Origin of the sequence: Comamonas sp. CMM03 (assembly GCF_019218715.1) — a bacterium.
GTDB lineage: Bacteria > Pseudomonadota > Gammaproteobacteria > Burkholderiales > Burkholderiaceae_C > Comamonas > Comamonas terrigena.
In genome coordinates this window covers 369037-387231 of sequence record NZ_JAHUXB010000002.1, presented here as the reverse complement: position 1 = coordinate 387231, position 18195 = coordinate 369037, and the positions used below count along the sequence as shown (strand labels likewise).

At 65.0% G+C, this 18195-nt stretch carries 22 protein-coding genes; 15 read left to right on the top strand and 7 right to left on the bottom strand.

The genetic code is table 11. The features are described from left to right. Positions 1 to 161 precede the first annotated feature (161 nt). Positions 162 to 1442, bottom strand: a complete 1281-nt coding sequence (locus tag KW830_RS08635; protein WP_218332851.1) for a sigma-70 family RNA polymerase sigma factor — start codon at positions 1440 to 1442, stop codon at positions 162 to 164. Between the two features lie 238 nt (positions 1443 to 1680). Next, a complete protein-coding gene (locus KW830_RS08630) occupies positions 1681 to 2130 on the bottom strand; it encodes a TM2 domain-containing protein (RefSeq protein ID WP_066539679.1) in 450 nt (149 codons plus the stop codon). 287 nt (positions 2131 to 2417) lie between these two features. Between KW830_RS08630 and rpsP the strand changes: the two genes are divergently transcribed. The 6 genes from rpsP (at position 2418) to KW830_RS08600 (ending at position 6601) form a co-directional block, all read left to right on the top strand. Then, the gene (gene rpsP / locus KW830_RS08625; RefSeq protein ID WP_066539673.1) at positions 2418 to 2672 is read left to right on the top strand and encodes a 30S ribosomal protein S16; all 255 of its coding nucleotides are present in this window, start codon (positions 2418 to 2420) and stop codon (positions 2670 to 2672) included. Between the two features lie 90 nt (positions 2673 to 2762). Then, positions 2763 to 3332, top strand: coding sequence for a ribosome maturation factor RimM (gene rimM, locus KW830_RS08620; RefSeq protein WP_066539672.1), 570 nt, complete (start codon positions 2763 to 2765; stop codon positions 3330 to 3332). A 38-nt stretch (positions 3333 to 3370) separates the two neighbouring features. Continuing rightward, positions 3371 to 4150 carry a tRNA (guanosine(37)-N1)-methyltransferase TrmD gene (gene trmD / locus KW830_RS08615; RefSeq protein ID WP_066539863.1) on the top strand — a complete coding sequence of 260 codons (780 nt, stop codon included), beginning with the start codon at positions 3371 to 3373 and terminating at the stop codon, positions 4148 to 4150. A gap of 112 nt (positions 4151 to 4262) precedes the next feature. Further along, positions 4263 to 4649, top strand: coding sequence for a 50S ribosomal protein L19 (gene rplS / locus KW830_RS08610; RefSeq protein WP_066539666.1), 387 nt, complete (start codon positions 4263 to 4265; stop codon positions 4647 to 4649). A 164-nt stretch (positions 4650 to 4813) separates the two neighbouring features. Beyond that, the gene (locus tag KW830_RS08605) at positions 4814 to 5563 is read left to right on the top strand and encodes a CoA pyrophosphatase (RefSeq protein WP_218332850.1); all 750 of its coding nucleotides are present in this window, start codon (positions 4814 to 4816) and stop codon (positions 5561 to 5563) included. Between the two features lie 60 nt (positions 5564 to 5623). After that, positions 5624 to 6601 carry a CobD/CbiB family protein gene (locus KW830_RS08600; protein ID WP_066539661.1) on the top strand — a complete coding sequence of 326 codons (978 nt, stop codon included), beginning with the start codon at positions 5624 to 5626 and terminating at the stop codon, positions 6599 to 6601. A gap of 126 nt (positions 6602 to 6727) precedes the next feature. On the opposite strand, the gene rsgA is transcribed toward KW830_RS08600, so the two are convergent. Genes rsgA through KW830_RS08585 form a run of 3 tightly spaced genes read right to left on the bottom strand, consistent with a single transcriptional unit; the run spans position 6728 to position 9380 of the window. Next, positions 6728 to 7714 carry a ribosome small subunit-dependent GTPase A gene (gene rsgA, locus KW830_RS08595; RefSeq protein ID WP_066539659.1) on the bottom strand — a complete coding sequence of 329 codons (987 nt, stop codon included), beginning with the start codon at positions 7712 to 7714 and terminating at the stop codon, positions 6728 to 6730. Beyond that, positions 7711 to 8061: a 4a-hydroxytetrahydrobiopterin dehydratase gene (locus KW830_RS08590; protein WP_066539658.1), complete on the bottom strand. Its 351-nt coding sequence runs from the start codon at positions 8059 to 8061 to the stop codon at positions 7711 to 7713. The genes rsgA and KW830_RS08590 overlap by 4 nt, the downstream gene beginning before the upstream one ends. Beyond that, positions 8058 to 9380, bottom strand: a complete 1323-nt coding sequence (locus KW830_RS08585) for a M48 family metallopeptidase (RefSeq protein WP_218332849.1) — start codon at positions 9378 to 9380, stop codon at positions 8058 to 8060. Before KW830_RS08585 ends, KW830_RS08590 begins: the two co-directional genes overlap by 4 nt. A gap of 29 nt (positions 9381 to 9409) precedes the next feature. Between KW830_RS08585 and orn the strand changes: the two genes are divergently transcribed. The 6 genes from orn (at position 9410) to KW830_RS08555 (ending at position 15123) form a co-directional block, all read left to right on the top strand. Continuing rightward, positions 9410 to 9988, top strand: coding sequence for an oligoribonuclease (gene orn / locus KW830_RS08580; RefSeq protein ID WP_066539654.1), 579 nt, complete (start codon positions 9410 to 9412; stop codon positions 9986 to 9988). Positions 9989 to 10351: 363 nt separating this feature from the next. Continuing rightward, on the top strand, positions 10352 to 12424 hold the full coding sequence (locus KW830_RS08575; RefSeq protein WP_218332848.1) for a DEAD/DEAH box helicase: 2073 nt from the start codon (positions 10352 to 10354) through the stop codon (positions 12422 to 12424). A 66-nt stretch (positions 12425 to 12490) separates the two neighbouring features. Next, the gene (locus KW830_RS08570; RefSeq protein WP_066539652.1) at positions 12491 to 12790 is read left to right on the top strand and encodes a hypothetical protein; all 300 of its coding nucleotides are present in this window, start codon (positions 12491 to 12493) and stop codon (positions 12788 to 12790) included. Positions 12791 to 13038: 248 nt separating this feature from the next. Continuing rightward, positions 13039 to 14133, top strand: coding sequence for a redox-regulated ATPase YchF (gene ychF, locus KW830_RS08565; RefSeq protein WP_066539858.1), 1095 nt, complete (start codon positions 13039 to 13041; stop codon positions 14131 to 14133). A gap of 27 nt (positions 14134 to 14160) precedes the next feature. Further along, complete coding sequence (locus KW830_RS08560; RefSeq protein ID WP_218332847.1) at positions 14161 to 14403, top strand: hypothetical protein; 243 nt, start codon at positions 14161 to 14163, stop codon at positions 14401 to 14403. A 123-nt stretch (positions 14404 to 14526) separates the two neighbouring features. Further along, on the top strand, positions 14527 to 15123 hold the full coding sequence (locus tag KW830_RS08555) for an RNA polymerase sigma factor (RefSeq protein ID WP_218332846.1): 597 nt from the start codon (positions 14527 to 14529) through the stop codon (positions 15121 to 15123). A gap of 2 nt (positions 15124 to 15125) precedes the next feature. Here KW830_RS08555 and KW830_RS08550 read toward each other — a convergent pair whose 3' ends face one another. Together KW830_RS08550 and KW830_RS08545 are read right to left on the bottom strand one after the other, a co-directional pair. Further along, complete coding sequence (locus tag KW830_RS08550; protein ID WP_066539648.1) at positions 15126 to 15308, bottom strand: hypothetical protein; 183 nt, start codon at positions 15306 to 15308, stop codon at positions 15126 to 15128. Between the two features lie 116 nt (positions 15309 to 15424). Beyond that, positions 15425 to 15937 carry a YqaA family protein gene (locus tag KW830_RS08545; RefSeq protein ID WP_066539856.1) on the bottom strand — a complete coding sequence of 171 codons (513 nt, stop codon included), beginning with the start codon at positions 15935 to 15937 and terminating at the stop codon, positions 15425 to 15427. Between the two features lie 139 nt (positions 15938 to 16076). Between KW830_RS08545 and KW830_RS08540 the strand changes: the two genes are divergently transcribed. The 3 genes from KW830_RS08540 (at position 16077) to KW830_RS08530 (ending at position 18173) form a co-directional block, all read left to right on the top strand. Next, positions 16077 to 16709, top strand: coding sequence for a M15 family metallopeptidase (locus tag KW830_RS08540; RefSeq protein WP_218332845.1), 633 nt, complete (start codon positions 16077 to 16079; stop codon positions 16707 to 16709). Between the two features lie 166 nt (positions 16710 to 16875). Further along, positions 16876 to 17919 (top strand): tRNA dihydrouridine synthase DusB, encoded by a 1044-nt coding sequence (dusB, locus tag KW830_RS08535; protein WP_218332844.1) that lies wholly within the window; start codon positions 16876 to 16878, stop codon positions 17917 to 17919. Then, complete coding sequence (locus KW830_RS08530) at positions 17916 to 18173, top strand: helix-turn-helix domain-containing protein (protein ID WP_066539644.1); 258 nt, start codon at positions 17916 to 17918, stop codon at positions 18171 to 18173. Before dusB ends, KW830_RS08530 begins: the two co-directional genes overlap by 4 nt. Positions 18174 to 18195 lie beyond the last annotated feature (22 nt).

Genomic DNA, 18195 nt, shown 5'->3' with positions numbered 1-18195 from the left:
ATGAGAGTGCTTCGTTTTCCGGTCTTCGTCGGAAATGGCGTGCCGGAATCCTCGATCTGCAACCCGCAGTCCACGGGACGTGCTGCGGCAGATCTCATGCGGTACAACGCACTCGCGCTGCAAATCCCTCAAAGAAAAGCAGCAGCCTCCTGGAAAAAGCCTCAAGACCGGGTGATGACGATCCACGCCTGCCCGTGGGCTTGCTCGGCCCGCAGCTGTACGGGCAGCATTGCGGGCAGCAGCTGCACCCAGTCGGCGGCGTGGCTGATCTGTACGCGCCCAAACACCCGCAACTGCGCCGCAGAAGGCTCCACCCGCACGGGCTGGGCGCAATAGCGGCTGATGCGCTGGATGGCGGCTTCCAGCGGAAGGTTGTCCAGTTCCAGCCAGCCGTTGCGCCAGGTGGCAACCTCGCCGCCGGGTTGGCTGCGCTGGGGGGCGTGGCCCGCCGTCCAGCGCAGGGTTTCGCCGTCGTGCAGCTCCACGGCCTGGCGTTCTGCCGCGCCGTCCCGCTGTGCCACTTGCACATGGCCTTGCTCCACGGTGACGCGCACGGTGTGCGCATCTTCCAGGGCCACCTCGAAGCGGGTGCCCAGCACGGTGATGCGGGCACTGCCCGCATCCACAATGAAGGCCCGCTGTGCATCGCGCTGTACGTTGAAAAAGGCGGTGCCGCGGTGCAGCTGCACGTGGCGCTGGTGGGCGTAGAAGGCCACGTCGGCCAGGCTCTGTGCATCCAGTGCCAGGCTGCTGCCGTCCGGCAGGGCTTGCAGCAGCGGCTGGTGCTGGGCGGCGCTGAGGGTCAGCTGCCAGGACGGTACCCACTGGCGCCATGCCAGCCAGGCGCTGGAGCCGCCCACGCCGATGCCCGCCAGCGACAGCAGGGCTCCCAGCGTCCGCCGCCGGCCCTTGCGTGCGGCCGGAGCGGGGTCGCCGCGCCAGCGGTGCAATGCCTGCTCGATGGCGTCCATGGCGCGCTGCACTTCGCGCTCCACTGTCTTGACGGAGGTGCCGTGCTGCGCGGCAATGTCGGTCTGGGGGGTGCCATCGAGCCGGTCGGCCAGAAAGATGGCACGGCAGCGAGGGGGCAGGTCGGCCAGCGCATGGTCCACGGCCGCAATGGCCTGGCGCAGGCTGTGGGTGTCTTTCACATCGTCGGTCTGCGCGGGCTGCCACAGTGCCACGCCCTGCAGCGCATCCTGCTGGCGCTTGCGGCGGCGGTAATGGTCAATCACCAGGTTTTCCGCCACGGCATACAGGTAGGCGCGCGAGGAGGGGGTGTGCAACTCCTGCGAGAGCGTGGGCTGGCTCTCGGCAGCGCGCACCCAGGCGTCATGCACCAGGTCATGGGCCTCTTGCCGGTCGCCCATCCTGCGGGCGACAAATCCCACCAGGGAGCGGTAGTTGTCGAGGGCACTGTGCAACAGGGGGGAGGAGGACATGGGCGGCAGCGGCGGCGGTCAGGAATTTTTCTATTCTAGAAAATAGTTCTTATTCTTATTTGGGTGTGTGCATCCAAGCCACAGACCCCTGGGGCTTCTGAAAACCGGTCCTGCGGGTGCGCAGTGTCCAAAGCGTTCTGGCTGTTTTCAGTCGTATCGGACGGCCCGGCAAGCCTGGGTTGCTTCGATTTTGGATAGCAACGGGCCGCCGCAGAGAGGCCGCCGGTGGGGCTTTGCGCTATTGGGAGATCTTGCGCGCTTCTTCGATCTGGTACTCGAAGTAGTGCTGGAAGCTGTAGGCCAGGCTGGCCATCAACACGGCGGCCCCCACCATCAGTGCTGCGGCAATGGCAAAAATCGTGGGCCAGCCGGTACGGCCGGGTGCGGCATCGGGGGCGGCCGAGGGGTTGTGGAGCGCATTCCAGCGCTCGGGCGTGGCCAGGCCGTACAGAATGGCCTTCAGCGCGCAGCCGGCGATGGTGAAGCCCAGCAGCGGAATCAGCACCCAGCTGAGCTGGTCGTCCTGGCCCAGCTGCTGCATGCGCTGGATGCCGTACAGGCCCAGCGCGGTGGGGATGGGCAGCAGCCAGCCGGGCAGATCGCCCAGGCCGTGCAGGTAGAAGCGGTGCAGGCCCAGCGGGCCACCCAGAAAGGCCAGCCAGGCGGCGACGGTCTTGTTCTTGCGCATGCAGGGATTATTCGGGTCCCTGGCCGCCGCGACCAGCTAGGGACTACGCCATGGACTGCCGCCGGGCACTGGCCGGGTGGCTGCATGCCGTGGCCTGCAGGGGCGGAATGCGGCCGGACGGCACTGGACCAGCGCCCGTGATTGCGAGGGGTGTAGGCAGCTTGCACAGAAGCCGCTATAATCGCGAACTTTGCTGCGTGTCGCTGGCCGGGTGGCTATGTCGCGTGTCTCAAACGGAGCAAAAAATGTGGCAGCGCAAGCTGCCTATACCACCCGAAGGATTAATCATGGTCGTTATTCGTCTGTCCCGCGGCGGCTCCAAGGCTCGCCCTTTCTACACCATCGTTGCCGCCGATAAGCGCGTGCGTCGCGACGGTTCGTTCATCGAGCGTCTGGGTTTCTACAACCCCAGCGCCCGTGGCGCTGAAGAAGGCCTGCGCGTGGCGCTGGACCGCGTGACTTACTGGAAGAGCGTTGGTGCTCAGGCTTCCGACACCGTGGAACGCCTGATCAAGCAAGCTGCCGCCAAGGCTGCTGCTTAATCAGCACTTCCCTTAAAACGGGTTCCGTCGGCCAGTCTGACGGAGCCCGTTTTTTTGTTTTCTCTGTGTGCAAACCTGTCAGTGACTGCCATGAGCCAGATGCCCGAACTTGAAGTGACCACCCTGCCTGCCGACGCCGTGGAAGTGGGCCGCATTGCCGATGCCTGGGGCATCAAGGGCTGGTTCAAGGTCATCTCCTACAGCAGTGACGCCGAAGTGCTGCTCACGGCCAAGAACTGGTATTTGCTGCCGGCCGAAAAAGGCGCCAAGCATTTCACCGGCACCGTGCTGTTGCCCGTGAAGCAGGCGCGCACGCACTCGGATTCCATCGTGGCCACTGCGGCAGCCGTGGGAGACCGCAATGCGGCCGAGACCCTGCGCGGCGCGCGCATCTTTGTCTCGCGCACGGCCTTTCCGGCGGCCGACGAAGGCGAGTTCTACTGGGTGGACCTGCTGGGACTGTCCGTGGTCAACCGCGAAGGCGTGGCCATGGGTGTGGTCAAGGATCTGCTGGCCACCGGTCCGCAGACCACGCTGGTGCTGGCCTATGACGAAGGCGGCAAGGAGCGTGAGCGCATGATTCCCTTTGTCGACGCCTATGTGGACAAGGTCGACCTGGCTGGCAAGAGCATTCTGGTGGACTGGCAGCTGGACTACTGATCGGCTGCGAACTGGGGCGCTGCTTGCGCCATGGCACCATGCGTTTTGACATCATTACCCTGTTTCCCGAAATGTTCGCCCCGTTCCTGGAGAGTGGGGTCACACGGCGCGCCTACGCTTCGGGGCAGGTGGCGGTGCATCTGTGGAATCCGCGGGACTACGCCCAGGGCAACTACCGCCGTGTGGACGACCGCCCCTTCGGTGGCGGGCCCGGCATGGTGATGCTGGCCGAGCCGCTGCAGCACTGCCTGGACGCCATCCGCGCCGCGCGTGTGGCGGAGCAGGCGCAGGAAGCCACGCAGCCCGCGCCGCTGGTGCTGTTTTCGCCCATCGGCGCCACGCTCAAGCACGCGGCGGTGGCCGACTGGGCCGGGAGCCAAGGTGCCGTGCTGCTGTGCGGCCGCTATGAAGGCATTGACCAGCGTTTTATCGACACCCATGTCACGCACCAGATCAGCCTGGGTGACTTTGTGCTGTCCGGTGGCGAGCTGGCGGCCATGGTGCTGCTCGACAGCATTGCCCGCCTGCAGCCCGGGGTGCTGAATGACGAAGGCAGTTTTCAGCAAGACAGTTTCAACCCGGCGCTGGATGGTCTGCTGGACTGCCCGCACTACACCCGGCCGGAGCAGTGGCATGGGCAGGAGGTGCCGGCCGCGCTGCTGAGCGGACACCATGCCCAGATCGAGCGCTGGCGCCGCGACCAGCGCCTGCGCATCACGGCCGCCCACCGGCCGGAGCTGATTGCCCAGGCACGCAGCAAGGGTCTGTTGAACGCCAAAGACGAAGCCTATTTGGCAAAAATCGCGTCCCCGCTATAATGGCTGGTTCTTCGATCCTCTATCCGGCCGCTGCATCGGTTTGAATGCAGCCTATAGCGCCAATCCCGGCGCTTGCCAATTCTGGCGCGGACACGATCGAGTGGATGCAACCATGAACCTGATCCAGACCCTCGAGCAAGAGGAAATCGCCCGTCTGAACAAGACCATCCCCGCTTTCGCCCCTGGTGACACCGTCATCGTGAGCGTGAACGTGGTCGAAGGCAGCCGCAAGCGCGTGCAGGCCTACGAAGGCGTGGTGATTGCCAAGCGCAATCGCGGCCTGAACAGCGGCTTCACCGTGCGCAAGATCTCCAGCGGCGAAGGCGTGGAACGTACGTTCCAAACCTACTCCCCTCTGATCGCCGGCATCGAAGTCAAGCGCCGCGGTGACGTGCGCCGTGCCAAGCTGTACTACCTGCGTGAACGCAGCGGCAAGTCGGCTCGCATCAAGGAAAAGCTGCCCCAGCGCGTCAACAAGGCTGCCGTCGCAGCCGCGTAAAGCGCGAACGTGTGGGGCTTGGCCGCTGCGGTGGCCAGGTCATCCACGCGACCGGAGCTTGACCGGAAAAGCCGCTACAGTTCGCTGTGGCGGCTTTTTTTATGCCTGCTGCGTACCCCTTGTCTGCGTACTCCGCTTGCCTGCACCGCTCTGCACCGCCCGCCATGTCCACTGCCTCTTCCGCACCCGCGCCGGCCCCCACGGGTGGCACTGCACCGACCGGGACCCCAGGTCGCCTGCCTCCTGCATTCGATCCGCGCCATGCCCCTCTGGTGGGGGTGGATGCCCATCTGCCGGCGGTGCCGCTGGCCTGGCAGACGGAAGCGGCGCTGCGCCAGCGCTTTGCGGCGGCTGTGCAGTGGGAGCCCGAGCTGCGGCGTGAGCCGCGTTTCTCCGACCGTCCTCCCACCCAGGCCGCCGTGCTGCTGCCGCTGGTGCTGCGCGAGGAACTGACGGTGCTGCTGACCGAGCGCACCACGCATCTGTCCACCCATTCGGGCCAGGTGGCTTTTCCTGGAGGCAAACGTGATCCGGAGGATGTGGATGCGGTGGCCACCGCGCTGCGCGAGGCCCATGAGGAAGTGGGGCTGAATGCGGCCTACGTCCAGGTGCTGGGCTGTCTGCCGGTGTATGCCACCGGCACCGGTTTTCAGGTTACGCCGGTGGTGGCGCTGGTGGACCCGGCGGCGCCGCTGCGGCCCAATCCCTATGAGGTGGCGGATATTTTTGAAGTGCCGCTGCGTTTTGTGCTGGACCCCGTCCACCACGAGCGCCACAGCTACGAGTGGAACGGCATGCAGCGTGAATGGTTTGCCATGCCCTACCAGAACGGCGCCCGCCAGCATTACATTTGGGGCGCCACGGCGGGCATGCTGCGCAATTTCTACCGCTTCATGCAGGTGCCGCTGGCATGAAAATCGTCGCCAGGCTGACGGCCTGAGCAGCGCTTTACCTGCAGCCGGTATTATGGGGGGATGAGTTTTTTCGCCATCCTGATTGCCCTGCTGCTGGAGCAGGCGCGCCCGCTCTCCCGCAGCAACCCGGTGCACGCCGGCCTGCGGGCCTGGACGGTGTCAGTGCGACGCAACTTCGATGCGGGCCAGGCACACCATGGCTGGGTCGCCTGGGCGCTGGCGGCCATCGTGCCGGCGGCGCTGGCGGCGGGCATCTACTGGTTGCTGGACTACTTCATCGGCTGGCCTGCAGCCATGGTGTGGAATGTGGCCATCCTCTACACCACGCTGGGCTTCCGCCAGTTCAGCCACCATTTCACCCGCATCCGCGATGCGCTGGAGGCCGGGGACGAACACGCCGCACGCGAAGCGCTGGCCGACTGGCAACAGGTGGACGCCAGCGAGCTGCCGCGCAGCGAAGTCGTGCGCCATGTGGTCGAGTATTCGGTGATCTGCGCCCACCGCCATGTGTTTGGCGTGCTGCTGTGGTTTGTGGTGCTGTCCATGCTGGGTCTGGGTCCGGCCGGTGCGGTGGTCTACCGCACGGCGGAATACCTGTCGCGCTACTGGTCGCGCCGGTCGATTGCCGGGGCGCCTCCGGTCAGCGAGCGCCTGCAGCAGGCTGCGCGCGCCGCCTGGCAGGCCATGGACTGGCTGCCGGCCCGCGTGACGGCCCTGGGCTTTGCCATTGTGGGCAGCTTTGAAGAGGCGATTGACGGCTGGCGCTACTACGCCCAGCGCTTTCCACATGACAACGATGGTGTGATCCTGGCCGCCACTGCCGGCGCCATCAATGTGCAGCTGGGGGGCGAGGCGCTGCGCCAGCGCGAAGAGCTGGCCACCGGCCCCTTGTATGACGATGAGGAGGGGTCCAGTTCCACCCCCGGCCGTGCGGCCGAGGTCAGCCATCTGCGCAGTGTGGTGGGGCTGGTGTGGCGTTCGGTCGTCGTCTGGATGCTGCTGCTCGCCCTGCTGACCCTGGCGCGCCTGCTGGGCTGAGTGTCGCGCAGGGCGCGCATGCAGCCTTGCTGCCGGCGCCCATGCACCTTGTACCTGGGGCGCTGAAGCCTGCATCGCCTGCGTCGCCGGCCTTCTGTGCCTGCATCTGCCCGTAGCCGGGCAGGCTCAACGCCAGGGTGACTGGCTCAGTTCCTCGAACAGCTCGCTGTAGATGCGGTAGCGGTTCGCGTCAATGTGGTGCGGGCTGCCCTCGTTGTCCACTTCGGCCATCACGGCGCAACCGGGTTCGTGCAGGTGGGTGCAGTTGTAGAACTTGCATTCCTGCGCCTTGGCGCCGATGTCGGGCATGCAGCGCGGCAGGTCGGTGGGGGCGATGTGGTACAGACCGAACTCCTGAAAACCGGGCGAGTCGATCAGCGCGGTGCTGCGCGCCTCGTCCATCCAGTACCAGGTGGTGGTGGTGGTGGTGTGCTTGCCGGAGTTCAGGGCCTGCGAGATCTCGTTGGTGGCCACATTGGCACCGGGCACCAGCAGGTTGATCAGCGTGCTCTTGCCGGAGCCGGACGGGCCCAGCACCAGGGTGCTCTTGCCGGCGAACAGGTCCATCAGCGCTTCGCGCTGATCGGGGTCGTCGCTGGTCAGGTTCAGCGGAATCACGGGGTAGTGGTCGCTGCCGTCTTCGTCCTGGATGGCACGGTAGGCGGACAGGCGCATCCAGGCGTCGAAGAAGGGCTCTTCCAGGTCGCTCTTGTTCAGCGCAATGATGGGCTGGATGTGTGCGTCCTCGGCCGCGATCAGCGCACGCGCCAGCTGGCTTTCGGAAAAAACGGGTTCGGCCGCGATCAGGATCAGCACCTGGTCGATGTTGGCGGCAAACATCTTGGTGCGGATTTCGTCGCGGCGGTACAGCAGGTTGCGGCGCTCCAGCACCTTCTCGATCGTGCCTTCTTCGCCCTGGCCGGGCGGCGGGGCCAGCCACAGCACACGGTCGCCCACGACGGCCTGGCTCTTCTTGCCGCGCGGGTGGCAGATGCGGCGGTGGCCGTCGGCCGTTTCGACCACGCAGTGGCGGCCATGGCTGCCAACCACCAGGCCTTCTTGGGGGGCATTGCCCGCGCTGGAGGCGGGAGGGGCGGATCGGCGTTTGCTCACAGGGTGCTTACCAGGGTGTCGGTGCGCTGGGCGCAGTCAAAGTCGGTGTCGGACAGGCCGCCGGCATCGTGCGTGTTCCAGCGCACGGTGCAGCGGCCGTAGTCCACCTGCAGGCTGGGGTGGTGGTCCTGCTGGTGGGCGATCCAGGCCAGGGCATTGACGAAGGCCAGGGTCTGAAAATAGTTCGCAAAGTGGTAGGTCTTGGCCAGGGCGGTGCCTGCACCTTCGCCCTCGATGGCCCAGCCCGGGTGGCGCACCAGGCGCTGGGCGGCATCGGCGGCGGAAATGGCGTGGCGGCGGGGCAGGCGGGACCAATCGACGGGCTGCAGCTGGGAAGGCGTGGTCATGCGGCGGCTCCTGCAGAGTGGGCCGGAGCCGGCATGCGTGCCAGCCGCTCCAGCGCCGGAGGGTGGGAGTAATAGAACTTCGCGTACACCGGGTCGGGCGTGAGCGTGGAGGCATTGTCCTCGTACAGCTTCAGCAGTGCACTGGCCAGGGCCGAGCCGTCGGCCTGGGTCATGGCATAGGCGTCGGCCTGGAATTCATCGCGGCGCGAGCCCATGGCCACCAGGGGCGAGACAAAAAAGGTGAACACCGGCAGGGCCAGCAGAAACAGCAGCAGCGCCACGGCGTTGTCGTCCCCCTGGGGCATGCCCATGGCCAGCTGCACGCTGGGCAGCACGCCCAGACCGCTGTAGAACCAGGCTTGCTGCGACAGCCAGCCAAGCAGCGCAAAACCGGCCAGGCTGAGTGCGAACATCAGCACCATGCGCCTGGCGATGTGCTTGTGCTTGAAGTGGCCCAGTTCGTGGGCCAGCACGGCTTCCACTTCGTCGCCGTCGAGCTGCTTGAGCAGGGTGTCGTAGAACACCACGCGCTTGGACGAGCCAAAGCCGGTGAAGTAGGCGTTGGCATGGGCAGAGCGGCGGCTGCCGTCCATCACGAACAGGCCCTTGGCCGCAAAGCCGCAGCGCTGCATCAGCGCCGTGACCCGGGCCTTGAGCGATTCATCGGCCAGCGGTTCGAATTTGTTGAACAGCGGGGCGATGAAGCTGGGGAAGATCCACATCAGCAGCACGTTGAACCCCGTCCACAGGCACCAGGCCCAGAGCCACCACAGGCTGCCGGTGGCCAGCATCAGCCACAGCACGGCCGCAGCCAGCGGCAGGCCGATCAGGGCGCCGACCAGCGTGGACTTGAGCAGATCCGTCAGCCACAGGCGCGGTGTCATCTGGTTGAAGCCAAAGCGCTGTTCCAGCACAAAGGTCTGGTAGTAGGACAGCGGCAACTCCAGCAGGCCGGAAATCAGGGCGAAACCGGCCAGCACCGCCAGCTGCTGTGCCAAACCGGTTCCCAGCTGGGTCAGTAATAATTGGTGCAGCGCATCCAGGCCGCCCAGCAAGGTCCAGCCCAGCAGCATCACCGTGGAGAGCGCCAGGTGCAGCAAGCCCAGCCGGGCCTTGGCCAGGGTGTAGTCGGCGGCCTTCTGGTGCGCAGCCAGGGAGATGCGTTGCGCAAACGGCGCGGGCACGGCGCCCCGGTGCATCGCCACATGGCGTACCTGGCGGGTGCTGAGCCAGAGCTTGAGCAGCAGCTGCAGTGCCAGTGCGGCGGCAAAGGCCAGAGTCAGCAGCAGCGAAGAAGGAAAAGAGTCGGTAGACGGCATGTGCGGCGAGTGTAGGCGACAATTTAGAGATGTCTGATGCCGCCTCCCATGAAACCCCAGTGCTGCCCAAGTCCGACCTGAACCTGGTCTGGCTGGACTGCGAAATGACGGGCCTGCAGCCCGAAACCGACCGCCTGATCGAGATTGCCGTGGTCATCACCAGCGCCGATTTGTCGGTGCGTGTGGAAGGGCCGGTGTTTGCCATCCACCAAAGCGATGAACTGCTCAACGGCATGGATGCGTGGAACAAGGGCACGCACGGCAAGAGCGGGCTGGTGGACCGGGTCAAGGCCTCGACCATCACCGAAGCCGATGCCGAGAAGCAACTGATCGCCTTCCTGTCCAAATACGTGCCCAAGGGCAAGGTGCCCCTGTGTGGCAACAGCATTGGCCAGGACCGCCGCTTTCTGGTGCGTTACATGCCCAAGCTGGAGGCCTACTTCCACTACCGCAATGTGGACGTCAGCACCCTCAAGGAGCTGGCGCGCCGCTGGAAGCCTTCCGTGGTGGACGGTTTCAAGAAAGCCCAGCGCCACACGGCCCTGGCGGATGTGATCGAGTCCATCGACGAGCTGGCCCACTACCGGGCGCACTTTCTGGCGCTGTAGGCGCGGGCGGACCGCAGGGCTACGGGGGCACCGGGGGGCCGGCTGCCGCGGCTCCTGCCTGGTTTGGTCGGAGAGGGAGTTCCGATCTGCTATAAGGGGTTTACGTGAAAACCCGAAGTGTGCGACAATTGCGGTCTTGCCCCATTACCCGCCACTTTTGTATGGCAGGGCAATCGCGCATCTCCCATCACACACCGGGCCCCATTTTGGCGATACAGGACTGTGGTTCACCTCCACAGCCTCCGCCGCGAAGCACGCCCTCCAGGCTCTTGCAGAGCCGAAGCGTTTGACGGTTGATGTTTTTATGACCGTCAAGCAGCCACCGCAACACCGATGTTGTGGCGCTGCTCGCATGAGAAAACCATGAACGACACACTCCTTGAGCAGGGCATTGCTGCGCCTGCCGCATCTCTTTTGCAATCCGAAGAATCCCAACTGGACGCCATGCTGGCTGCCCAGGACACCGACACCGTGGAAACCGAAGTCGAAGCCGAACCCGAAGTGGAAAACGGTTTTGTGCAGCTGGGCCTGGCGCCCGAGCTGGTGCAGGCTGTGGCCGACCTGGGCTACACCCAGCCCACCGCCGTGCAACAAAAAGCCATTCCCCTGGCCATGGGCGAAGGCGCTGATGCCAATGGTTTCATCGACCTGATGGTGTCCAGCCAGACCGGTTCGGGCAAGACGGCCGCTTTCCTGCTGCCCGTGCTCAACACCCTGATCCAGCAACGCGCTGAGGCCGATGCCGAAGCCAAGGCCGAATTCGACCGCCTGTGCGCCGAAGCCACTGCCAAGGGCGAGCCCACTCCCAAGCGTTCCAAGCGCAAGGACCCGACCAACGCCCGCAACTTCAAGGCTGCCGTGCCCGGCGCCCTGGTGCTGTGCCCCACCCGTGAACTGGCCCAGCAGGTCGCACACGACGCCATCGAGCTGGTGAAGCACTGCCGCGGCATCCGCATCGCCAATGTGGTGGGCGGTATTCCTTACCAGCTGCAAATCGCCAAGCTGCAGAACGCCGACCTGGTGGTGGCCACCCCCGGCCGTCTGCTGGACCTGCAGCGCTCGCTGCAGATCAAGCTGGACAAGGTGCAGTTCCTGGTGGTCGACGAAGCCGACCGCATGCTGGACCTGGGCTTCTCGGACGACCTGGCCGAAGTCAACCAGATGACCGCCCAGCGCAAGCAGACCATGATGTTCAGCGCCACGTTCGCACCGCGCGTGCAGCAACTGGCCATGCGCGTGATGCACGACAACGGCGCCGGCGTGAAGAAGGTGACCGTGGACACCCCCCAGGAAAAGCACGCCAACATCAAGCAGGCGCTGTTCTGGGCCGACAACGCCCAGCACAAGCGCAAGCTGCTGGACCACTGGCTGCGTGACACCTCCATCAACCAGGCCATCGTGTTTGCTTCCACCCAGGTGGAATGCGACGGCCTGGCCACCGACCTGCAGCAGGAAGGCTTCTCGGCCGTGGCACTGCACGGCGCCCTGAGCCAGGGTCTGCGCAACCGCCGCCTGATGGCGCTGCGCAACGGCCAGGTGCAGGTGCTGGTGGCCACCGATGTGGCTGCACGCGGTATCGACGTGCCCACCATCACCCACGTGTTCAACTACGGCCTGCCGATGAAGGCGGAAGACTACACCCACCGCATTGGCCGTACCGGTCGCGCTGGTCGTGAAGGCATTGCCGTGACGTTTGCGGAATTCCGCGACCGCCGCCGTGTGTTCGACATCGAAGGCTATACCCGCCAGCAGTTCAAGGCCGAAGTGGTGCCTGGCCTGGAGCCGGTGCAACGCTTCCCCGCCGCTGGTGAGCGCGATGGCCGCCGTGGCGGTGGTGGTGCCGGTGGCCGTGGTGGCTTCGGTGGTCGCCGTGATGGCGACGGCTATGGCCGCAAGCAAGGCTTTGGTGACCGCGGCGGTGACCGTGGTGGCTTCGGCGGCGGACGTGAACGCAGCTTCGGTGGCGACCGTGGCGGTTTTGGTGGCGACCGCGCCCCCCGCTTTGGCGGTGACCGTGAACAACGCGGTTTCGGCGGCCAGGACCGTGGTGGCTTCGGCGACCGTGGCGAGCGCAACTTCGGTGGCGATCGCGGCGGCTTTGGTGGTCAGGACCGTGGTGGCTACGCTCCGCGTGACGAGCGCTCGTTCGGCGGCCGCCGTGACGGCGCTGGCGACGGCTATGCCCGCAAGAGCTTTGGTGACCGTGCTCCCGAGCGCAGCGACCGTGGTGGCTTCGGCCGCTCGGAAGCCCCGCGTGGCGAAGCCCGCAGCTTTGGCGGCGGCGACAGCCGTGGTTTTGGTGGTGGCGAACGCCGCAGCGGTGGTTTTGCCGGCAAGCAGCACACCGGTGCGCCCAAGCCGTACGCACCGCGTGGCGGTGACCGCGAACACGGCGCTGGCCGTGGTGGCAAGGGCTTTTCGCGCAACGATCGCTGATCTGCGCGCAGCGGTGCTGCAGGGGGCGGTTAAGATGCACTCCACGCTTTTGCAAGGAATGCATCCATGAAGTTCGCTTTGATCGCCGCCACCTTGGCTGCCGCTGCACTGGCCGGTTGTGTAAGCAACCCGCCAAAAGACCCGATGGCCAAGGACGCCGCGCCGTATCTGGAAAAGCCGGATTACGACTACGCGCTGGTGTGTGATCTGCGCCACGACGATTTGCGCAAATGCGAGGCCACGCTCAAGCAGCTGTGCGGCGAGCGTGGGTACATCGATCTGCGTGTGCGTCCCTTGCGGGAACCAGGCGCTGCGGCGGAGAGCTCCACGCACCGCTTGCTGCAGGTCCAGTGCAAGGCGCGCTGAGTCTTCGGCTTCCAAGCTGTCTATCCACCGGGCACCACAGAAACGCTTTGGCGTTTCCTGTAGGTGCCCGTTGTCATTGCAGCCTCATTACAATGCGCCGGTCGTCGGAGGAGGGCTTCCGGCATGCATTCACACCAGCAGGGCTGGGTGTACGCAGCAATTTTTCATAGCAGCCATCGTATGCCGCAGGGCATGTGGATGCAGGCATGGCGTACACCGCCACGCGCATTGACCATCAAAGGATTTTCATGAGCCTCAAATGTGGCATCGTGGGCCTGCCCAATGTGGGCAAGTCCACCCTGTTCAACGCCCTGACCAAGGCCGGCATCGCCGCAGAGAACTATCCCTTCTGCACCATCGAGCCCAACACCGGTGTGGTGGAAGTGCCCGATCCGCGTCTGGACCAGCTGTCTGACATCGTCAAGCCCGAGCGCATTGTTCCCGCGATCGTGGAGTTCGTGGACATCGCCGGCCTGGTGGCCGGTGCGTCCAAGGGCGAAGGCCTGGGCAACCAGTTCCTGGCCCACATCCGCGAAACCGACGCCATCGTCAATGTGGTGCGCTGCTTTGAAGATCCCAACGTGATCCACGTGGCCAACAAGGTGGATCCGATTGCCGACATCGAAGTGATCCAGACCGAACTGTGCCTGGCCGACCTGGCCACGGTCGAAAAGGCGATCAACCGCTACAGCAAGGCGGCCAAGTCCGGCAACGACAAGGAAGCCGCCAAGCTGGTGTCGCTGCTCACGCCCATCCAGGCCGTGCTCAACGAAGGCAAGCCTGCCCGCATCGTGCCGGTTTCCAAGGAAGACGCACCGCTGCTCAAGCAGTTCTGCCTGATCACGGCCAAGCCCGCCATGTTCGTGGGCAATGTGTCGGAAGACGGTTTCGAGAACAACCCGTTGCTCGACAGCCTGAAGGCCTATGCCGATGCGCAGGGCGCTCCGGTGGTGGCCATCTGCGCCAAGATCGAAGCCGAGATGTCGGAGATGGACGATGCCGACCGCGACATGTTCCTGGAAGAGCTGGGTCTGGAAGAGCCGGGTCTGAACCGCCTGATCCGGGCCGGCTTCAAGCTGCTGGGCCTGCAGACCTACTTCACCGCTGGTGTGAAGGAAGTGCGCGCCTGGACGGTGCCGATCGGTGCCACCGCTCCGCAGGCTGCAGGTGTCATTCACGGCGACTTCGAGCGCGGCTTCATCCGCGCCCAGACCATTGCCTTTGATGACTACATCCAGTTCAAGGGCGAACAAGGTGCCAAGGATGCCGGCAAGATGCGCGCCGAAGGCAAGGAATACATCGTGAAGGACGGTGACGTGCTGAACTTCCTGTTCAACGTCTGACTGCTCTTGCGGCGCCCATGCGCCGCAATGGAATCGCTACAAAGCCCCGCAGGTGAAAATCTGTGGGGTTTTTTGTTTCTGTCTATTCCATTGATCGGTAATGAGGTCATAAATCCGACGGACGGTTTATTTATGACAGATTGGTTATTGCTGATGGCCAAGTCAATTATTGAAAAAAACTATTTAACCCATGCGGGCGTAAAAAATAGTTATTTCTGGGGATGGTGCCCGGGTGCCATCCCTCTTTCAATAGCGCATTCCGGGCAATAGATAGCAGTATCCCTGGGGTGGGTGTTGGTCCCTGTTGGACAGGGGCGCACCGCCACAGATGGACCACATGCCGCAAAGGCTGGCAGTGCTGCACCACGTGATGGCCCGATCAAGCGAGGCATCATGGATCTGGGAATACACCACAGGCATTGGGGCGATGGCGCCATTCGGAACGGCGATGGCAGTCTGGCCCATACGCCGCAGGCAGCAGACACGCATTTACATGGGGTGGTGCTGCTGCATGGCCCCAGGCTGTACCGTTTCGTCTACCAAAAAATCGGCCATGTCGCTGATGCCCAGGATCTGGTGCAGCAGACCTTTCTGGAAGCACACCGTGCGCTGTCCAGTTTCAAAGGGGATTCCGAGCTGTCGACCTGGCTGTATGGCATTGCCAAGAATCTGGTGCGCAATTACCTCACCCGCTCGCCCCACAGGCGCTTCGATTTCTGCAGCGATGAGCTGCTGATGGAAGAGCAGGACGGCGGGCCTTCACCGATGGATGTGCTGGACCAGGGGCAGCAATTGCGGGCACTGACGCTGGCCATGTCCGAGATTCCCGAACATATGCGCCAGCTGGTGTGGATGGTTGTGGTCGATGAGCTGTCCTATGAAGAGGCCGCTGCCGCGTTGAATATTCCCAAGGGGACGGTGCGCAGTCGTCTGTCGCGTGCCCGCAGTGCCTTGCGGGCGCGCATGCCTGAGCCTGTGGCCGTGGCCTGAGCTCAGGGCTCTTCGGCGGCGGGGGGCAGCGGCGCAGCGCTCTCGGCTGGTCCGGAAGCTGCGCCCAGCACGGCCGGTCCATGCTGGCGGCGTAGCTCGTCCGAGGCCTGGAGCAGAGCGCGCAGACGCGCAATCATGACCTGGGCCTGGGCGATGATCTCATCGGTGCTGTCGGGATCATTCATCGGCTGTGGGGGAGAAGAATGTGGCAACTCTCTCTGTAACACGGCCGCGGGTGAAGTTCCACTGCGGAATGGGTGTCCATGTGCCGTTCGTCGGGAACGGCCCGCCGGCTGGATGCTCAGCCCGGGATGACGGCCAGGATGGCGCTGGTCATCACCAGGTAGCGCAGGAATTTGCCGATGGCCATGTAGAACAGGCAGGGCCAGAAGGGAAACCGCAGCCAGCCGGCCACGGCGCACAGCGGGTCGCCGACGGCGGGCAGCCAGCTGAGCAGGCAGGCCTTGGGGCCGAGCTTGCGCAGCCAGATGCGGGCACGGCGCTCATGGCGGGACAGTGTGCGGGGCGGCGGGTGGGCGGCGTCGGCCGGATGGCCGGCCTGGCGGCGTGCGCGTGCCAGGGCCCAGGCCTTCTGGGCACCCAGGCCCATCCACCAGCTGATGGCACCGCCCAGCGTGTTGCCCAGGGTGGCCACGCCAATGGCCTGCCAGAACAGCTCGGGGTTGAGCTGCAGCAAACCGACCACGGCCGGCTCGGAGCCCAGCGGCAGCAAGGTGGCCGATACCAGGGCCACGATGAAGAGTGTGCTCAGACCGAATTGCGGCAGGGACAGCCACTGCAGCAGCTGGTGCATCCAGATTTCCATGGGGTGCAAGTGTAGGTGTTGGCTGGCGTGCGGCCATCCATTGACCCGCTATCCTGCCGCTATGACCCCAATGTGTAACCGAATCGTGCGCAGGCCGCGGCCCGCTTTTCACGCCAGAGCCCGGAGGATGCAGCCCCGCCTGCGCCGCTGGCGTGCGTGGAGCCTGGTCTGGATCTGGTTGGGAGCGGTGCAGCTGGCATGGGCCGGCAATGCGGCCCCGCCGCCGGGCGCTGGCGCGGCGAAACCTGCCGCACGTGCCGCCGCAGCCCCAGCCCCGTCCTCGGCGCATCCGGCGGCCGCGCCAATCCCCATCCAGGGGCCGGCCGAGATCGCGGCGCGCCTGGCCGCCGCCGATTGCAAAGGGCTGCGGCTGGAAGCCGCATCTTTGACTGCACTGCAGCAGATCCTCCATCCGCTGGGGCTGGCGATTCGCATTCTGGGTTGTCCGCTGGCTCCGGCCCCGCTGAACCAGCGCGTGCTGGCCGTCACGGCCGTGGTGCTGGACGGCGACAAGGCCATGGACACGGTGCGTGGGGCGCTGGGCGATGGCGAGCTGGTGGACATGGGCTCAGACTACCGTCCGTCGCCCTGGCCCAGCCACCAGCGGCCGGCCGATCTGGAGACGCTGGACGACAGCGAGGTATCGCCGGACGTGCAATTCAACCGCCGCTGGCTGCGCAGCGTGATGGCTTCGCAGGGCTATGCCTCGGTCACCGGCCCCTGGTGGGCCTTCATTCCGGTGCAGCAGCGCCGGCGTTGAGCGCTGCCCGGCGTGCGGGCTGGCGCATCCGACGGACGGGGGCTGGCACAGCCGGGGTACCTGACGTGGGGTTGGTGCTTTTGTGCAGTGCGGTGGTTGCTGAAAAAATGGGCAGGTACAATCTCGCCTCCTTTCGTCCCGCGCTCTCCGTCTCTTTTTCTCCAGCATGTCTGCCCTTCGCATTGGCCAACACACTTTGGCAAATCGCCTGTTTGTCGCTCCCATGGCGGGTGTGACGGACCGGCCATTCCGCCAGCTGTGCAAGCGACTGGGTGCGGGCTATGCGGTCAGCGAGATGGTCACGTCGCGCAAAGACCTGTGGAACAGCCTCAAGACCAGCCGCCGCGCCAACCACGCCGGTGAGCCCGGTCCGATTGCCGTGCAGATTGCCGGCACCGATGCCCCCATGATGGCCGAAGCAGCCGTCTACAACATCGAACGCGGCGCCCAGATCATCGACATCAACATGGGCTGCCCGGCCAAGAAGGTCTGCAACAAATGGGCGGGTTCCGCCCTGATGCAGAACGAGCCGCTGGCCGTGGAGATTGCCCAGGCCGTGGTCGAGGCCGCACGCCCCTTCAATGTGCCGGTCACGCTGAAGATGCGTACTGGCTGGTGTGATACCCACCGGAACGCCGAGCAGTTGGCACGGCGTTTCGAGGATGTCGGCATCCAGATGCTGACGGTGCATGGCCGCACCCGCGAACAGGGCTACAAGGGCTTTGCCGAGTACGACACGATTGCGGCCGTCAAGCAGGCCGTGAAGCTGCCCGTGGTGGCCAATGGCGACATCACCAGCCCCGAAAAGGCGCGCGATGTGCTGGCCTATACCGGTGCCGACGCCGTGATGGTGGGACGCGCCGCCCAGGGCCGGCCGTGGATCTTCCGCGAGATCGCCCACTTTCTGGACACCGGCACCCACCTGGCGCCACCCACCGTGGCCGAGGTACGGGAATTGCTTTTGGAGCATCTGCAGGACCACTATGGTCTGTACGGCGAGCTGACCGGGGTGCGCAGTGCGCGCAAGCACATTGCATGGTATGTGCGCAGCCTGCCGGGCGGGGACGAACTGAGACGACATATCAACACCATCGACGACTGCCAGGCGCAGTGGCAGGCCGTGGCCAGCTACTTTGATGCACTGGGCAGCCAGATGGAGCGCCTGCCGGAGGGTGGCGTGGAAACCGACATTGAGGAAATGGCCGCATGAGCCAGCAGAACCAAAACATCGAGGAGTGCGTGCGCTCCAGCCTGGAAATCTACTTCCGCGACCTGGGCGGCGAGGCCCCCAACGACATGTACGACATGCTGGTGCGCCTGGTCGAAAAGCCGCTGCTGGAAGTGGTGATGCAGCAGGCCGACCAGAACCAGTCGCGCGCGGCGCAATGGCTGGGCCTGAACCGCAACACCTTGCGCAAGAAGCTGGTGGACCACCAGATGCTGCAAGGCGGCACGACCAATTGACAGCAGCTTGCTCTGATCCCGC